Consider the following 15,260-nt stretch of genomic DNA (forward strand, 5'->3'; position numbering starts at 1 on the left):
CATGAAACGCACAAGGCGGCGCATAAACTGTCAGTAGAATGTCTTATGCCGCCGAATAGTGACGGAAATGAAGGTTTCAAAGGGACTGACGCTTCAATGCCGCATAATACCGTTTCGGGGAAGTAATGTGTGTTTCTATCGTGCGGCCATTTCAGGATTTCTTTATTTTGACCTAACTTTTGCCCCTATTCACAAGAACCGGAAACCAATTTATGAATGTATTATTGATCGAAGATGAAGATCTGGCCGTAAGGAAACTCTCCAAACTATTAGCTGAAATTGACAGTGCCATTCAGATTGTCGGAAAGTCGGCAAGCGTGCAGGAATCCGTTGAATATCTTAAGAACAACCCGGCGCCCGACCTGATCCTGATGGACATCGAACTGGCCGACGGGCAGAGTTTCGAGATTTTCGACCAGGTTGAAGTGGAATCGCCGGTGATCTTTACGACGTCTTATGATGAATATGCCCTGCGTGCATTCAAGGTCAACAGCATCGATTACCTTTTGAAACCCATCAAACGACAGGAACTGGAAGCGAGCCTGGCCAAATACAACCGGCTGACGAAGGGCTCCGAAACGGAAACGGCGAAAAATCCGGGTAATCTGGACCGGGAGGCCATCGATTCCCTTGTGCAGCAGCTGCGCCAGCAAATGCAGCCATCCGATTACCGCAAACGCTTCCTGGTTAAGCATCTGCAGCAATGGATACCGGTGGAGGTCAGTGACATTGCCTATTTTTATTCGGAAGAGGGGACAAGCCTTTTCAAATCCCGCAACAATCAGAAATTTCCGGTAGACTATACATTGGACGAGCTCGAAAAAATGCTCGATCCGGAACGCTTTTTCCGGGCCAACCGGCAGTTTATCATCAGCGTAAACTGTGTGCAGCAGATCAATCCTTATTTCAATAACAAGATCAAGCTTACACTGACGCCGATGCCTGACAGCGAGGTTATTATCAGCAGGGAAAAGGCGATGGACTTCAAAAAGTGGCTGGGAAAATAGGACTCCGGCGTCGGCGCTGATGCGCGGATTCTGACATTTCATGCATGCTTTATGACACTTCGGGCAGGATAGCAATGGGAGGAAGAGCTGCTCCGGGCAATTTTGTAAGGCCGGGGTAAAGTTCCGGCAGTTTCTTCCAATCTATAATGTCAAAAAGCCATGTTAAAAAAGATCCTGAAATGGACCGGCCGGATCGTGCTGGTCATTGTACTGCTCGCACTGGGCTATTACACCAAAGCTTATTTTGCCGTTGAAAACCGCCGGGCGATCGTTTATCCGATCAAGCCCCTCCAACTCGACATTCGAACCGACTCCGCCACCCTCGCGTTGGGCAGGCGCCTGGTGACGACCAAAGGTTGCGATGACTGCCATGGCAAAGATCTCGGCGGGCGGGTGATCTTCGCGCAGAAGGGAATGGGGCGCCTGGTGGCAAGGAATCTAACGAGAGGAAAAGGCGGCATTCCAAAGGACTACAGCACAGAGGACTGGGTCCGCGCCATCCGGCACGGCGTTCAGCACGACGGTACGCCGTTGGTTTACATGCCCGCAGGTGATTACAATCAGCTCAGCGAACAGGACCTGACCGCCATTGTCGCCTACTGCGCACAGGTGCCGGCCGTCGATCGCCAGAACCCGTCCACAGAGATTGGGGTAGGAGCGGTGATCCTTGCAGATCTGGGCGAACTCGAACTTTTTGAAGCCGAAAGGATCGATCATGAGGCAGCACCGCCGGTGGTTGTACAGGAAGGCGTCACGGCCGACTTTGGCAGATATGTGGCGCAGGTGTGTACGCATTGTCACCAGCCCAACATGAAAGGCAAACCGGGCGAGCACGGAACACCCGACATTTCTTCCACCGGCGGCGCCGGTAAATGGACCGATGAGCAGTTTTTCAATACCCTGCGTACCGGCAAGCGCCCGGACGGTACCGAGCTCAAAGCCCCGATGCCCTGGCAAATGACGGCAGCATTCTCGGATACCGAAATGCGTGCTTTGCGTACTTATCTGAAAAGCATCTGACGGGGCCGATCCAAATTGGCAGATGGGCTTATTGGTGATGTCCGGTGGCATTCCGGCCGACGCGTCCGGCTACGGAACAATCATTTTGAAACTGTAAGATACATTTTACGGATCCTCGGGAGGGTTCTTCGCGGATGACGTTGCACATGTCATGAATTATGCAGAACTTGACGGCCTTCAATACTCAAACTGTCTTCCTGTTTCTTGCCTGGACCGCTCTCCGGGAAAAGCCTCTACGTTCAACTGTCCTCACCCGCTATGTGCAAGAGGGCGATTATCGTTGTGAAGTTTTTGGCCGAATAACCCTATGAGCAAGATCAAATGTGTCATTCTTGAAGATGAGCCTTACGCTGTAAGTGTGCTCGAATCGTACATCGGCGAGCTGGATTCCCTTCAGTTGACCGCCACCTTTTATAATCCGGTTGATGCGCTGATGTACCTGCTGCAAAACAAAACGGATGTGCTGTTTCTGAATGTGCAGCTACCTAATGTAAAGGGATTGGACTTTCTGAAGTTGATTCCGAGTCGTCCGAAAGTCATTTTCCTGGCGGCGGCGAATTACCGTTATGTGAATATGAAGGAGAGCCATATTCTGGGTTGCCTGCTCAAACCCTTTCGGTTTGAGGCGTTCCTGCGGTACATCGACAAATGTTTTGAAAGTATCCCCCCGGAGGTTTGCCTGGTGACGTCATCTCTCGTATACAAATCAGAGCGTCGCGCCAGCGCACCGTTTATTTACCTGATATCGGGAAAGGCGGTGATCAAAGTGTTCCTAGACGATATCCTGTATGTGGAAGGGGTGAAGACCTGTGCGCGGGTGACGACTGTAAATGGTCAGATATTCGTTCATCAGGGCCTGGCAGAGATCCAGGCATCCCTTGCCAGGAGAGGTTTTCTGCGGATTCACCGGTCATTCATCGTAGCCCGGAGCAAGATTACCGCGTTCAGCGATCATGCGATCGAGGTAAACAACTGTATTCTGCCAATCAGCGGCCATTACCGCATTAAAGTTCTGAAATCGCTACGAGCGGGCACAAAAAACGTATAAGCATTGGATTCAAAAAAGATAGTCGTATTTTGACCGCCTAATCCAATCTTTTCAAACATGGGAAAATTTGTAATTTCAAAAAGATCTAATGGCGAATTTCAGTTCAACCTGAAAGCTGGCAACGGTCAGGTGATCCTGACCAGCGAAGGTTATACAACCAAAGCGGCATGTGAAAACGGCATTGAGTCCGTGAAGAAAAATTCACAGGATGATGCCCGTTTTGAGCGTCTTACCTCGAAAAACGACAAGTACTACTTCCTGCTGAAAGCTACCAATGGGCAATCCATCGGAAGCAGCGAAATGTACGAAAGCGTGGCGAGCCGCGATAATGGGATCGAATCAGTAAAAAAGAATGCTCCGGACGCTGCGACAGACGACGAGACGGCTGCATAAAGATTGATAAATGTAAAAAACGCAGGGCGCCAAACGGTCCTGCGTTTTTTGTTTTGGAGGCGACGCTATTTTTGGTACAGTAATTGTATTGCGTATATACATCAAAAACAGACCGGTATGGTTTCCGACTTTAATAATCGTGTTCGTCAGGTGATATTTCTGCTGACAGTGACCACGTTGGCAGTGATTGTTTTCAAACAGCTATACATTTTCTTTCCTGGTTTCCTGGGTGCGCTTACGCTATACATCCTTTGCAGAAAGTACTATTTTCACCTCACCGAGCAAAGGAAGTGGAACAAAAGCATCACTGCGATTTTGTTTATGGTGATTTTCATGGCCTGTATCGTGGCGCCCGTGTATTTTTCCCTACAAATGACCTACTCGAAGATCGACGATATTCTGAAAGACCCCGAGCAGATCAATCATGCCATCGATGCCATATCCGCGCAGCTTCGTGAATGGACGGGGCAGGATTTGCTGACAAAGGAAGCCACTGCCGACATCCGCAAAAAAGCAGCCAGCTTTATTCCCGGCATCCTCAACAGCTCGGCGACCATGCTCGGTAACCTGCTGATGATCCTCTTTCTTGCATTTTTTATGTTTCAAAATGGCCGGCACATGGAGAAGACGCTGGAACATTTTATACCGCTGCGGCCAAAAAACGTGCGTTTGCTCGCTGACGAAACGATCGGAATGGTAAGGGCCAATGCATTGGGTATTCCATTGATATCCCTGATCCAGGGGTGCGTGGCGCTGCTGGGATACTGGATATTCGGGGTGAAGGACTTTATACTGCTGGGCCTCATTACCGGCATCTTTGCTTTCTTCCCGGTGATCGGAACGGCGATGATATGGCTCCCGCTGGTAATCTATCTGTTCTCGTCCGGCGAAAACGGTAAGGCGATCGGGCTGTTGATTTACAGCATTGTAATTATTGGCAATATAGACTACGTGGCGCGCATTACATTCCTGCAAAAAGTCGGTAATGTACACCCCGTGATCACGATCCTCGGACTGATCGCCGGCTTGAAACTCTTCGGCTTCTGGGGCTTTATTTTCGGGCCGCTGCTGATCAGCTACCTGTTGCTGCTGGTCAGGATTTATAAAAGCGAATTCAGTGAGTCTCAGAAACATACCGCGACCACAACGGAATAGGCCCGCCACCGGTAATAATACCGGAAACGGGCCTTGCCGTATTGTCTGTCAGATTTCGGTATCGCCCTTGGAATCAATGGGGTAATCCGTAAAATCGTTGGGCTGGCCGGACCATTTGTAGATGACCTTTTTGAAGCGCAGGTCGTTGACGATCCCATATATATTCTTCATGAAATCCTTCTGTACTTTCTCAGGCTGAAACATGTCGCCTTCGAAGGTCAGAACCTCCTGATGATCCCCCGAAACTTCGATGGCGATATGCTGCTGGTCGAGTACTTCCTTTTTGGACTCGACATAAGCGCTTCGCAGCTCAGGAAAATCCCGTTCCTGTACTTTAACCATCTTCCTTTTCAGGACTTCACGCTGGTTACTGATCTTCTTGTCCTTGTTAGTCCTGGCTTCATTGTAAAGTGCCATGTTCGATTTATGCCAGGAGAGCCTGGTGGCAAGATCCGTATCGGTGTCGCCTTGTTGAAGTTTGAGGTCGATATCGCTGATCTTGTTCTGAAGAAAAAGCGCCATGTTTTTATTGGCCGCCTTGTTCACCGGCTTTGGCGAGTAAAAATAGACACTGATACCAATGGCAATGGCAGCAAACACCAGATACACGAGATATCGGTAGGACCTGGTTTTGGGTTGATGATGAATTTCCATGTTTTCCTGGGTTTTCATTTGTATTACACGTACCAGTTTTCAAATAATATGCCAGAATGCATTGGAACGGATTTTTACGCAACCGGGCTATTTTCAGTACATGCATTTTTAATTATGAAAATCCAGCAGTTTTATAACAAGGCTTACATATGGGTCCTGGACACAGGGCCTTCGGTACTCATCGGTATTGCGGTATTGATCATAGGATTCTGGCTCGTGCGCATGCTCTCACGCTGGCTCACCGCCTACATGAACCGGCAAAACATAGATCCGTCGCTTACACCTTTTCTTTTAAGTCTGTCTCTCACCACGTTACGGGTCCTGCTGATCATATCGGTCATGCAGATCGTCGGCATTCAGATGACCGTTTTTGCCGCTTTGATCGGTGCGATCGGAGTTGCGGCCGGTCTGGCGCTGTCAGGAACGCTGCAGAACTTCACCAGCGGCGTCCTGATACTCATTCTCAAACCCTTTCACGTAGGTGATAACATCGTTGCACAAGGGCAGGAGGGGACTGTGCAGGCGATCAAGATCTTCTATACCGTAGTGAGGACCTACGATAACCGCACCGTTGTGATCCCAAACAGCAAACTTTCCAACGAAGTCATCATCAACATCAGCGGATCGGGCAACCGGCGACTGGATGTGGAGATGAAATTCAGCAACAGCATTGATTTCGGTGTCGTCAGGGATATCGTGAACAATGTACTGGATCGTGCCCAAAGTGCCCTCAAAGTCCCCGAAAGAAGAATAGGAATTTCGTCCATTGAGCCGGATGGCTACAAGGTCATGGTGAATGTCTGGCTCGATGCACATGGCTTCGTCGACAACAAAATGGTGATTCAGGAAAAGCTGATGGAAGCTTTGAAAGGCTCCGGGTTAAAACTGCCGGGGATGGGTTAGTCAATTTTTTGGTTTCATGGGGCGGGCCAGGTAATTCAAACTTCGGATTTAAGAATATCCGTCAGCTCACGCCGGAATATTTCGCCGTAGATGTTGTTGTACTCCCTGGCGAAGCTCTCGAATGTGCTCTTTGCCAGCGAGTGTTTGCCCAGCAATGCGAACGACTTACATTTGAGGATCATCGCTTCTTCATTGACCGGATCAAAATAGAAAATATTATTGGCAAGCCGGATCACAAATTCCGGATCCTCGGCAACGGCCATGCTGCCTGCAAATGTCAGGTAGGTATTGACCGCGATATTCGAAATCTCGGACTTGAACGAATCCAGCCATTCGTATTCCACATTGGCCAGAAAGCTGCCCTTGCCGGTAATGCCGATCAAGGCTTCTATCATGGGGCGGCCGATGTGCTGAGCAGAAGTAATGTTCAAAAAATCGAGATAGTCAATACTGATCCCATTCGGATCAAAATCCAGCTTCCAATGCCCGGCAGCCATCGCGATCTGGGCATGCTCCAGATTGGCGAGTATCGCTTTGAGTTTCGTCAGATTCACCGACCGGTTATTCCTCGCACTCTCTGTGGTTTTATCAAACCAGAGGAGCTCACGCAGTTTGTCGGAGTTAATACCCCTTTTCCACCGGATCGTGTACAACAGAATTACCAGGAACAACTCTTTGATCAGCGGTGTAAAAGCCTGTGTAATGTCGTTACCGTCCCGGTCGTAGAGCTGTAAATCTCCAAAAAGGCTGATACTGTTTTTGCCGGGCGAATAGGCAGAAGGTAACGATTTGAGATCGACAGGACGTGTTTTCTCTATTACGCCTTCCGACGGCGGGACAACGGCGGATGCAGGAGCGGACGCCCGCTTGCGACGACGGGATAAAATCCACAACGCCGCAATAGCCAGCAGACAGAGGCCGGCGCCTATTATGAGTCCGATGCTGACATCCTTGTTCTCCGCCAGATTGGTTTCTCGCGGGGCTTCGCCCACGGGCATCAGCAATGCATACAAGTTCACGACAGTCTGTTTGTCGTCATCACCCCGGGTCATGGTGACGGTGGTAAGCGACTTGCTGTCCGGACAATAATAGAGATCAGCGAATGAATGGGTGTCGTGGAAGGAATATGGGATTGGGGTTGCCTGGGAATGGAAATCCGCTTTTGTCAGGGAGCCTTTTACAAGTTGCAATGCCGAATTATAACGGTTTTTCGGAAATGTGAGCGCATAAAAGCTGTCTTCCGAAAAGACGAGGGAATTGGCGAACGTCAGATCTGCGAGTTCAGCATCGGTGTCGTAGACTTTCCGGAATTGGCGTTTGCCCGGTTCGAAAAGCAGCAGGTGATTCCAGTTCCTGGGGTTGAGGATCTGCTGGCCCGTCATGCTTCCGTATCCGCCCAGAATATACATGCCTTGCGTACCGGCGCCGCCGCCCGCCAGATAGCGGGGTGTGTAAATGCTCGTGTCAATGGGTACCGCAGTCCAGGCTCGGGTGGGGAAATGGTACCTGTGGACCCGGTTCTTGTAAGTGAGGTGCCCGTAGCCGCCGAAAACATATAGGGAAGAATCGACCGCAGAATAGAACTTGTTGGAATGCCAGTATTCCGTTGAACTCTCCGGAATCGGGAATAGGAAGTTGTTGTCCCAGGATTGGGTCGCAAAATCAAAACGGGAAACGCGCTGCTGGTCGACATTGTAGGTATAGAGCTGACCGGTAGTGGTGTCCACAAATGCCTGATTGCCCTTCGCCAGGTGTAGCTTGCCCGACTGGTATGGATACGAAACCGTGACCTGGCTCGGGATGGAGTAGGTGTACAGGCTGTCTTCCCTGATCAGATAAAAAATCTCCTTCTTCTGGTCGATGGCCGTGCAGGCGAATCCGTTTGTCACCAGACGTTTGCGAGGCTGCCAGGCCTGATGCAACCGTGCAATCCAGACCGGATTGGTCACTTCGGCTGCGGTTTTTCCCTTTTCATTACGGGCGAGGGCTCCGTCATCTTCCCGAAGGGGCCACAGGTCCGTCAGCTTGCCGTCGCGGATCAGGGAAATGTCCCTGAGCTTCATCGGCGGCACGTCGGTCGTTTGAAACGCCTTGTGCTGATTGGCCCCAAAAAACACCTGGTAGCAGGTATTGGGCGTTGTTTCAAGGGATTGTGTGAACGTTTTACCCGCCGCATGGATTGTCAGCGTTTTTTTTGCGGTATTAAGTCGCACCGAAAAAGCATTCCATTCTCCGAAAAGGGTCTGGTCCGGAATGTTGAATGCAATAGCGGACAGCTTATCACCTGTGATCAATCGGAAACGGCCATTTGCCGCGGCGGTACCGTTGTCGTAGATAAGATCGATATTGTGCTTGTCGTTGCCGATGAGCCGGAATATATAGCCGAAATAGGTTTTTTGTTTGGGAACAAATGAAAGATCGAAGGTTAGTTCGAGGCTTTCCGAAAAGCAAACGGGTTTGCCGGGGGTTATATGGAGGGCCGTGCGCTGGTCCTGCATGACTTCATAGCTGGCAAAGCGCAGGCCGTTCGGCTGGCCGGATACCGTGATGCCCGTCATCAGAAAAAGACTGGTAACAAAAGCAAGGAGAGGAAAGCGGAATTTCATTTTCGGGTTTAGGGGTGATATCGGGCAGGTTCCGCAGATTTGCCTGTTACGGGCATTGGAATGTCTCATATGCGGTCAGGCCGATTTCAAAGTAATACGCAGTGCAAATAATACACAAAAGTTAAAAAAAACTTGAAATAATATAAGGCCGCAATGGAGGTAACCAAAAAATATGCGCCCCGACCGTGTCTGGCCAGGGCGCATATCGACTGCTTAATCGGGAAAAGGTTACGGTTTGATAATTTTCTTTTCGGTGCCATTGATCCTGACAATGTACGTGCCCGACGGCCAGGTACTGATATCGAGGTCAAAATGAGGCTTATCAGGAGCCGAGGAATGCATTTTCCGGCCGGATGCATTCACGATATCCACTCGGAGTATCCTGGTATCCGACCGCACTGCCAGTCTGGAAGCAGCCGGGTTGGGATATACACTTACTTCAAATGACTTCGCGACTTCGGTGGTTACGATGCTGCTGTAAGCGTAGGTGCCGTCAAGATCGACCATTTTCAGGCGATAGTAGAAACGGCCGCCGGGAAGATTGTTGTCTGCATAAACATAAGCATGTTCCGAAGCCGCATTCTGGTGTGAATTTACTTTTCCGATGCTCGTGAAGGCGCGGGCGTTGGAGCTTCGCTGTACTTCAAAATGGGAACTGTTGGATTCCTGCGAGGTTTGCCAGGTAACCTGCACATTGTTCTGTTCGGGTTTCGCAGTAATGTTCACGAGCGTTACCGGCAAAGGCTGCCCGGCGGCGGTGCTCAATGCATTGGGATAAAGGGGTACCGACAGGCTATTGGAAGCCTTACCTGCAAGCACCTTTTTGGTGTATCCGCCGATGGCCATGTACCAGTCGGGTGTGAGGTCATAACCGTCGGCATCGAGCGAGAGGAACCAGGTATCGCCGCCTTTCGGAGTGTGGTCCGAGAACTTTTCCATTTTGAAGAAGGATGTCGATTCGTCTACTTCATCAAACATCGCGAGGTATACCATATTCGCTCCTTCATTGATCACGTTCTGAGATTGTTGCCACAAAAAACTGCCTCCGTTGCGTGGAATCGAGTTTTTGATTGCCGCAGACGGATTGTTACGCACCGTTTGGAGGTTGAACCACGAAAATCCCGGGAAAATAACCGGCATATAGTCGATATTCTTGGGTTGAACATAGGCCATGTCGGGTCTTACCGAGCTGATCGCGAATGCATTGGCGCCGCTTTCATTGCTGTACCGGCCTACCGACCACGGACTGATCACGTCTAGCTGGTCGTAAACGGCCAGCCATTCGGCGGTGTGGGTACGCCAGTTATTGTTGAGTCCACCCATGATGGTAGCGCGGTACCTGGGTGCGTCTGTCGGGTCGGTGGGGTCGCCGTCGCGGAACCATTTTACGAGCTGATCGGAGCGTGCCGCAGTCGCTTCCGGACTAGACGCCAGGCCAAGTCCCCACAATGCAACGAGCGGGCGGCCCTTGTGCCAGAGATAATTACTTTCCGAAGTGACACCCATTTCATCCACGAGGCGTTTCCAGTCTGCGATAACAGCCTCCGTAGAGGTAGCGTCCGCACCCGAGAGGTCATACATGATCGCATATACGCGATCGTATTTCAGGCTGGCCGTCTGCACATTTTGTATCACCTTTTCGAAATGCCGGGGCACGCGGGAATCGCCGGTCCGGAAGTTCTGAAGAAACCGCTGCTGGAATACGCCGTCTACCTCGTGCTCCCGCATCCATTTGAAATGCTGGTCGACGGTGTTGTAGTTGTAGCTGGAAAACAGCTTGGCAGGTGTGCCATTGCTGTAAACCATATTGGTGGCCACCAGCTCGTTTTGCGGATAATCACCCAGATACGGCCACATATCCACGGTGGCGTTGGCATGGTCCGGGGCGCCGCCGAACCAGTGCAGCCACCAGTTGTGTGCAGGGTTGCCGTCGGTAGGCAGGCCAAACCATCCCTGATAACCGAACATAACCTTGCCATTTAGCGAGTTGTCGGAGGGGACCGGAGTGGTAGCGGCTGCCGGTTCGTAAAACTCGATTTCATCCACACGTGCCGTAATGGGTGCATTCAGTGGCTGGTTGATACGGAAGAAATTAATGGCCGAGAGGTTGGGATTGCCACTTTTGGAGGCATCGGGCAAATGCAGGATCACGTGATTCCAGCCATTCTGGATCTTCTGGCTGCCCAGAGGCCAGCGGTATGCATCCGTCCCGGCTTGGCCCGACGATGAAAAGACAATGCTGCCGCTACCGGTAAATTGGGCGGCGTCCGATACAAAAAGCCAGAATTTAACCATCCCGTCGGCCTCGCTCACCGTCGTGTTGAATGGGGCGGCATTGTAGCTAAACCAGTCGGCACCTGAGCCGGTTTTGGCAATGGAAGCACTGCCAAGGATTTTATTGCTCGCGTCGGCGGTCACGACATCGCTGCCCGACCAACCCGTGGTAACGTCGGCAGCGGAGAAGATCTTCGCCCCAACGAGATCGCTGCCCTGATAACCCTTTGTGAAACGGATGTTGTCGATCTTAATCATAACCGACTCCCCCGCATTAACAGGTTTGTAATACCTGAAAAAATTAATGGCCGCCAGATCCGGGTTTCCCTGCTTGCCTGCCGCGCTCAGCCGGAGTACGATGTTGTTCCAACCATTGCGGAGATTCACGCTACCGGTCCCCCAGTTGTACTCGTCGGTGTCCGGGTTACCGGAGCTCGTGATCTCGAACTGCCCTCCCGAGGCACTGAATTTGGCGACGTCCGAAACGTAAAGCGAGAATTGGAGGTAGGCGATATTCAGTTCGGCAGGGGCGATGCCGCTGTTGATGGGCGTGCTGAAATTCCGGCGGAACCGCTCCGTATTTCCTCCTTCCGATTTAACCGAAAAACTTCCCTGAACAGGCGCGTCGCTGTCGAGGCTTAATGTATTTCCACCACCTCCCCAGCCGGTAAGCGATTCACAATCATCCACGGGTACCACCTGCGCATGAGCGTTCAGGATTGCCGCGAGTAACAGGAGCAACAGTAAACAGTGCTTTTTCATTGCGTTAAGATTATGGTTTGAGATTTGCGTAAACATCCGGCTGCAGACACCTTGCCGGACCGGATCAAATCTAGGCGCAGACCCATAATTTTAGCTTAACTATAAATTAATAAAGAATAAATGGGAAAAAATTTCGGCTTTAAACAGCCAATTAAGTCCAAATTAAGTCCCGGTTAACGCTCCGCCTTTTACTTAGCACCCGGATTTACAATTACCTCCGTGTAACTTTTTCTTTCCAAAAAACAATTATGAAAAAAACTCTATCCATCCCCCTATGGGTGATGCTCATGGCATTGTTGTGCCATCTCCATGCACCTGCGTATGCGCTAGGGACCGGTCATCCTCCGGTCGTTGCGGTCGACGTATCCGGAACTGTCAAAGATGAAAAAGGCGAAGGTATTCCGGGTGTGAATGTGCTTGTAAAAGGAACTACGACAGGTACGACGACGGACGTCAATGGCCGGTTTACGATACAGGCCGGATCTGCCGGCGATATCCTGGTGTTCTCTTTTGTAGGTTATGCCAAACAGGAGGTTGAGGTGGCGGGGAAAAGCGTCATCGACGTAATCCTGGTTGAGGACAACAGGAACCTCGACGAGGTGGTTGTGGTGGGTTACGGTACCCAAAAGAAAGTGACACTGACGGGCGCCGTCGTTTCGGTGAACAGCCAGGAGATCGTCACGACCAAAAACCAAAACGTTCAGAATATGCTCACCGGCAAGTTGCCTGGCTTGCGCGTGGTGCAGAAATCTTCCGAACCCGGGGATTTTAATTCCAACCAGTTTGACATCCGCGGCTTCGGTAATCCGCTGATTGTGATCGACGGTGTGCCGCGCGACAACATTTCACGCATTGATCCGAACGAGATCGAAAGCGTCTCCATTCTGAAAGATGCCGCTGCGGCCATTTACGGGGTGCGGGCCGCGAATGGCGTGGTGCTTGTGACGACAAAGCGCGGTGCGAGCGGACGTGCGAAGATCGAATATGCGATGTATTACGGTAGTCAAACCGCCCTGGGCCTACCGAGGCCTGTTGGCGCCATCGAGCGTTACACGCTCATGAACGAGCGGAGCATGCACAATGTCAACAGCCCGGTGATCCGCTATTCGGAATCGGACTTTGCCCCTTACCGCGAAGGAAAACTGCAAAGTACCGACTGGTATGACCTCGTCATGCAGAAGCATGCCCCGCAGCAGCAGCATAACCTGAGCGCCAGCGGAGGAACCGCCGACGGCCGGGTCGATTACTTTATCAATATGGGTTATATGTACCAGGAGGGTTTCTGGAAAAGCAAAGACCTGAATTACGACAAATACAATTTGCGCTCGAATGTCAATGCGCAGATCACGAAGCAACTGCGCGCTTCGTTGAAGTTGAGCGGGATCATCGACACGAAAAATAGCCAGCAGGCGGGCGGCATGCACGAAATCTACGGGCCGCTCTGGAGAGCCCAGCCCAATGAAACCAATTATGCGAACAACAACCCGGATTATCTTTTCAAAATGGCCGCTGGCCATCCGGTTGCATTGACTACCGCCGACATTTCGGGTTACCAGCAGGACAATAACAAATGGCTGCAAAGCCAGTTTTCACTCGAATACACCATCCCGCAGGTAGAAGGGCTGATGGCCAAAGGGATGTTCAGCTACGACACGCGTATTAACTCCAACACCAATTATAAAAAGTCATACAATCTCTACGATTACAATGCATCGAACGGCACCTACGCGCCTTTTGCCAACAATCTGCCCGATCAGCTCACGCGGACGTACAATGCGCTCCCGTCGACATTGATGCAGGTTTCGCTCAACTACAACCGCACTTTCGGGGAAAAACACAATGTGGGCGCACTGGTACTCTACGAGGAAAGCACCCGCAGCAGCGACAATTTTTACGCAAGCCGTGAGCTGGGGATCCCGATGGAATACCTTTTTGCCGGGAAAGCACAGAACCAGATCGGCAGCAGCAATATCAACAACATCTGGAAAAATGCGAACAAAGGGCTGGTAGGCCGTTTGAACTACGATTTCAAAGGCAAATACATTGCCGATTTCAGTTTCCGGTACGACGGTTCGTCCAAATTCCCGGTCGACAAACAATGGGGTTTCTTCCCGGCAGTATCGGCCGGCTGGCGCCTGTCGGAAGAGGCATTTATCAAAAACAATGCATTCTTTCATTTCCTGGATAACCTTAAAATCCGGGGCTCATACGGATCGATGGGAGACGATGGCGCCTCGTCCTATCAATTTGTTTCCGGATATGACTATCCTTTCAATGGGAACAGCCAGGCATTGGCCGGTGGATACATGTTCGGCGGGGCGTTCGTGAACTCGCTGGGCTTTCGCAACTCGCCCAACCCGAACATTTCCTGGTACACCGTCAAAACTGCTAATGCCGGTCTGGACGCGGGTTTCTGGAATGGACTGGTGGAGGTTACCTTTGATATTTTCCGTCGCAACCGGACCGGCCTGCTGGCCAACCGACTCATGTCCCTGCCCGGTACATTCGGGGCGACGATGCCGCAGGAAAACCTGAACAGCGACCAGACGAGCGGATTCGAAGTTTCGGTTTCGCACCGCAAACGCATCAACCAGATCCGTTACAATGTGTCAGGAAACCTTTCTTTGACCCGTACCAAAAACATCTACATTGAGCGCGGCCTTTCAGGCAACTCTTATGACAACTGGCGGAACAACCGGAGCAACCGCTTCAACGACGTCTGGTTCGGATGGGGTTACGAAGGCCAGTTCCAGTCGTACGAGCAGATCGCTACGCACGACAGTTATGCAGGCCGTGCCACATTGCCCGGCGACTACATTTATGAGGATTGGAACGGGGACGGCACGATCGACGATATGGACCGGCACCCGATCGCAACGACCATTAACCCTGCCAGCACGACGACGGTTGGTGGCGATGCGAAAAAGAACCACCCGCTGATGAACTTCGGCTTCTCGGGTTCGATCGACTATAAAGGGTTTGACCTGAACATCCTGTTCCAGGGAGCAGCGCTTTCCTACGTGGCCTACGGGGAGCAATTGCGCGAACCGCTGGCCTGGGATGGCAATGCGCTGTCGTTTTTCATGGACCGGTGGCACCCGACCGATACCAATGCGGATCCCTACAACCCGAACACACAATGGGAGCCCGGCTACTATGCCTACACCGGCACCGTGGCCGACGAGAACTCGGTGCGCAACATCCAGAATGGCGCTTACCTACGTCTCAAGAGCGCGGAGCTAGGCTACTCCTTGCCTAAGGACCTGCTGAAAAGAGTAGGTGTGCAGGGACTGCGTGTGTATGTCAATGGCTATAACCTGCACACATTCACAAAGGTAAAGGGCCTCGATCCCGAACACCCCTCGGAGTTGTACGGCTATATGTATCCGATTAACAGGACGATCAACATCGGTGCCAGTATCAGTTTTTAATTCAAAT

General features: G+C 51.3%; 10 protein-coding genes. 7 read left to right on the forward strand and 3 right to left on the reverse strand.

All coding sequences use genetic code 11. The annotated features are described in order from the left end of the window. Positions 1-212: 212 nt before the first annotated feature. From BP71_RS03560 to BP71_RS03580, 5 genes are all read left to right on the forward strand, one after another. Complete coding sequence (locus tag BP71_RS03560) at positions 213-1,007, forward strand: LytR/AlgR family response regulator transcription factor (RefSeq protein WP_496376678.1); 795 nt, start codon at positions 213-215, stop codon at positions 1,005-1,007. Positions 1,008-1,166: 159 nt separating this feature from the next. Continuing rightward, positions 1,167-2,027 carry a cytochrome c gene (locus BP71_RS03565; RefSeq protein ID WP_496376680.1) on the forward strand — a complete coding sequence of 287 codons (861 nt, stop codon included), beginning with the start codon at positions 1,167-1,169 and terminating at the stop codon, positions 2,025-2,027. A 307-nt stretch (positions 2,028-2,334) separates the two neighbouring features. After that, on the forward strand, positions 2,335-3,075 hold the full coding sequence (locus tag BP71_RS03570) for a LytR/AlgR family response regulator transcription factor (RefSeq protein WP_496376682.1): 741 nt from the start codon (positions 2,335-2,337) through the stop codon (positions 3,073-3,075). A gap of 57 nt (positions 3,076-3,132) precedes the next feature. Continuing rightward, complete coding sequence (locus BP71_RS03575; protein ID WP_496376684.1) at positions 3,133-3,468, forward strand: YegP family protein; 336 nt, start codon at positions 3,133-3,135, stop codon at positions 3,466-3,468. Positions 3,469-3,585: 117 nt separating this feature from the next. After that, the gene (locus BP71_RS03580) at positions 3,586-4,623 is read left to right on the forward strand and encodes an AI-2E family transporter (protein ID WP_496376686.1); all 1,038 of its coding nucleotides are present in this window, start codon (positions 3,586-3,588) and stop codon (positions 4,621-4,623) included. 48 nt (positions 4,624-4,671) lie between these two features. Here the strand turns inward: BP71_RS03580 and BP71_RS03585 are convergent, their stop codons facing one another. After that, positions 4,672-5,277, reverse strand: a complete 606-nt coding sequence (locus BP71_RS03585) for a hypothetical protein (protein WP_496376688.1) — start codon at positions 5,275-5,277, stop codon at positions 4,672-4,674. 114 nt (positions 5,278-5,391) lie between these two features. Here BP71_RS03585 and BP71_RS03590 point away from each other — a divergent pair, with 114 nt between their 5' ends. Then, positions 5,392-6,180 carry a mechanosensitive ion channel family protein gene (locus BP71_RS03590; protein ID WP_496376690.1) on the forward strand — a complete coding sequence of 263 codons (789 nt, stop codon included), beginning with the start codon at positions 5,392-5,394 and terminating at the stop codon, positions 6,178-6,180. A 35-nt stretch (positions 6,181-6,215) separates the two neighbouring features. Here BP71_RS03590 and BP71_RS03595 read toward each other — a convergent pair whose 3' ends face one another. Beyond that, positions 6,216-8,786 (reverse strand): galactose oxidase, encoded by a 2,571-nt coding sequence (locus tag BP71_RS03595; protein WP_496376692.1) that lies wholly within the window; start codon positions 8,784-8,786, stop codon positions 6,216-6,218. A gap of 228 nt (positions 8,787-9,014) precedes the next feature. Continuing rightward, positions 9,015-11,822: a T9SS type A sorting domain-containing protein gene (locus BP71_RS03600; protein ID WP_496376694.1), complete on the reverse strand. Its 2,808-nt coding sequence runs from the start codon at positions 11,820-11,822 to the stop codon at positions 9,015-9,017. A gap of 248 nt (positions 11,823-12,070) precedes the next feature. Here BP71_RS03600 and BP71_RS03605 point away from each other — a divergent pair, with 248 nt between their 5' ends. Then, the gene (locus BP71_RS03605; protein WP_496376696.1) at positions 12,071-15,253 is read left to right on the forward strand and encodes a SusC/RagA family TonB-linked outer membrane protein; all 3,183 of its coding nucleotides are present in this window, start codon (positions 12,071-12,073) and stop codon (positions 15,251-15,253) included. Positions 15,254-15,260 lie beyond the last annotated feature (7 nt).

Source organism: Dyadobacter ginsengisoli DSM 21015 (genome assembly GCF_059568735.1).

Coding starts and splice junctions, on each gene's coding strand:
- BP71_RS03585 (WP_496376688.1), bottom strand. CDS start 5,277: ATGGAAATTCATCATCAACCCAAAACCAGGTCCTACCGATATCTCGTG.
- BP71_RS03595 (WP_496376692.1), bottom strand. CDS start 8,786: ATGAAATTCCGCTTTCCTCTCCTTGCTTTTGTTACCAGTCTTTTTCTG.
- BP71_RS03605 (WP_496376696.1), top strand. CDS start 12,071: ATGAAAAAAACTCTATCCATCCCCCTATGGGTGATGCTCATGGCATTG.
- BP71_RS03580 (WP_496376686.1), top strand. CDS start 3,586: ATGGTTTCCGACTTTAATAATCGTGTTCGTCAGGTGATATTTCTGCTG.
- BP71_RS03565 (WP_496376680.1), top strand. CDS start 1,167: ATGTTAAAAAAGATCCTGAAATGGACCGGCCGGATCGTGCTGGTCATT.
- BP71_RS03575 (WP_496376684.1), top strand. CDS start 3,133: ATGGGAAAATTTGTAATTTCAAAAAGATCTAATGGCGAATTTCAGTTC.
- BP71_RS03570 (WP_496376682.1), top strand. CDS start 2,335: ATGAGCAAGATCAAATGTGTCATTCTTGAAGATGAGCCTTACGCTGTA.
- BP71_RS03560 (WP_496376678.1), top strand. CDS start 213: ATGAATGTATTATTGATCGAAGATGAAGATCTGGCCGTAAGGAAACTC.
- BP71_RS03590 (WP_496376690.1), top strand. CDS start 5,392: ATGAAAATCCAGCAGTTTTATAACAAGGCTTACATATGGGTCCTGGAC.
- BP71_RS03600 (WP_496376694.1), bottom strand. CDS start 11,822: ATGAAAAAGCACTGTTTACTGTTGCTCCTGTTACTCGCGGCAATCCTG.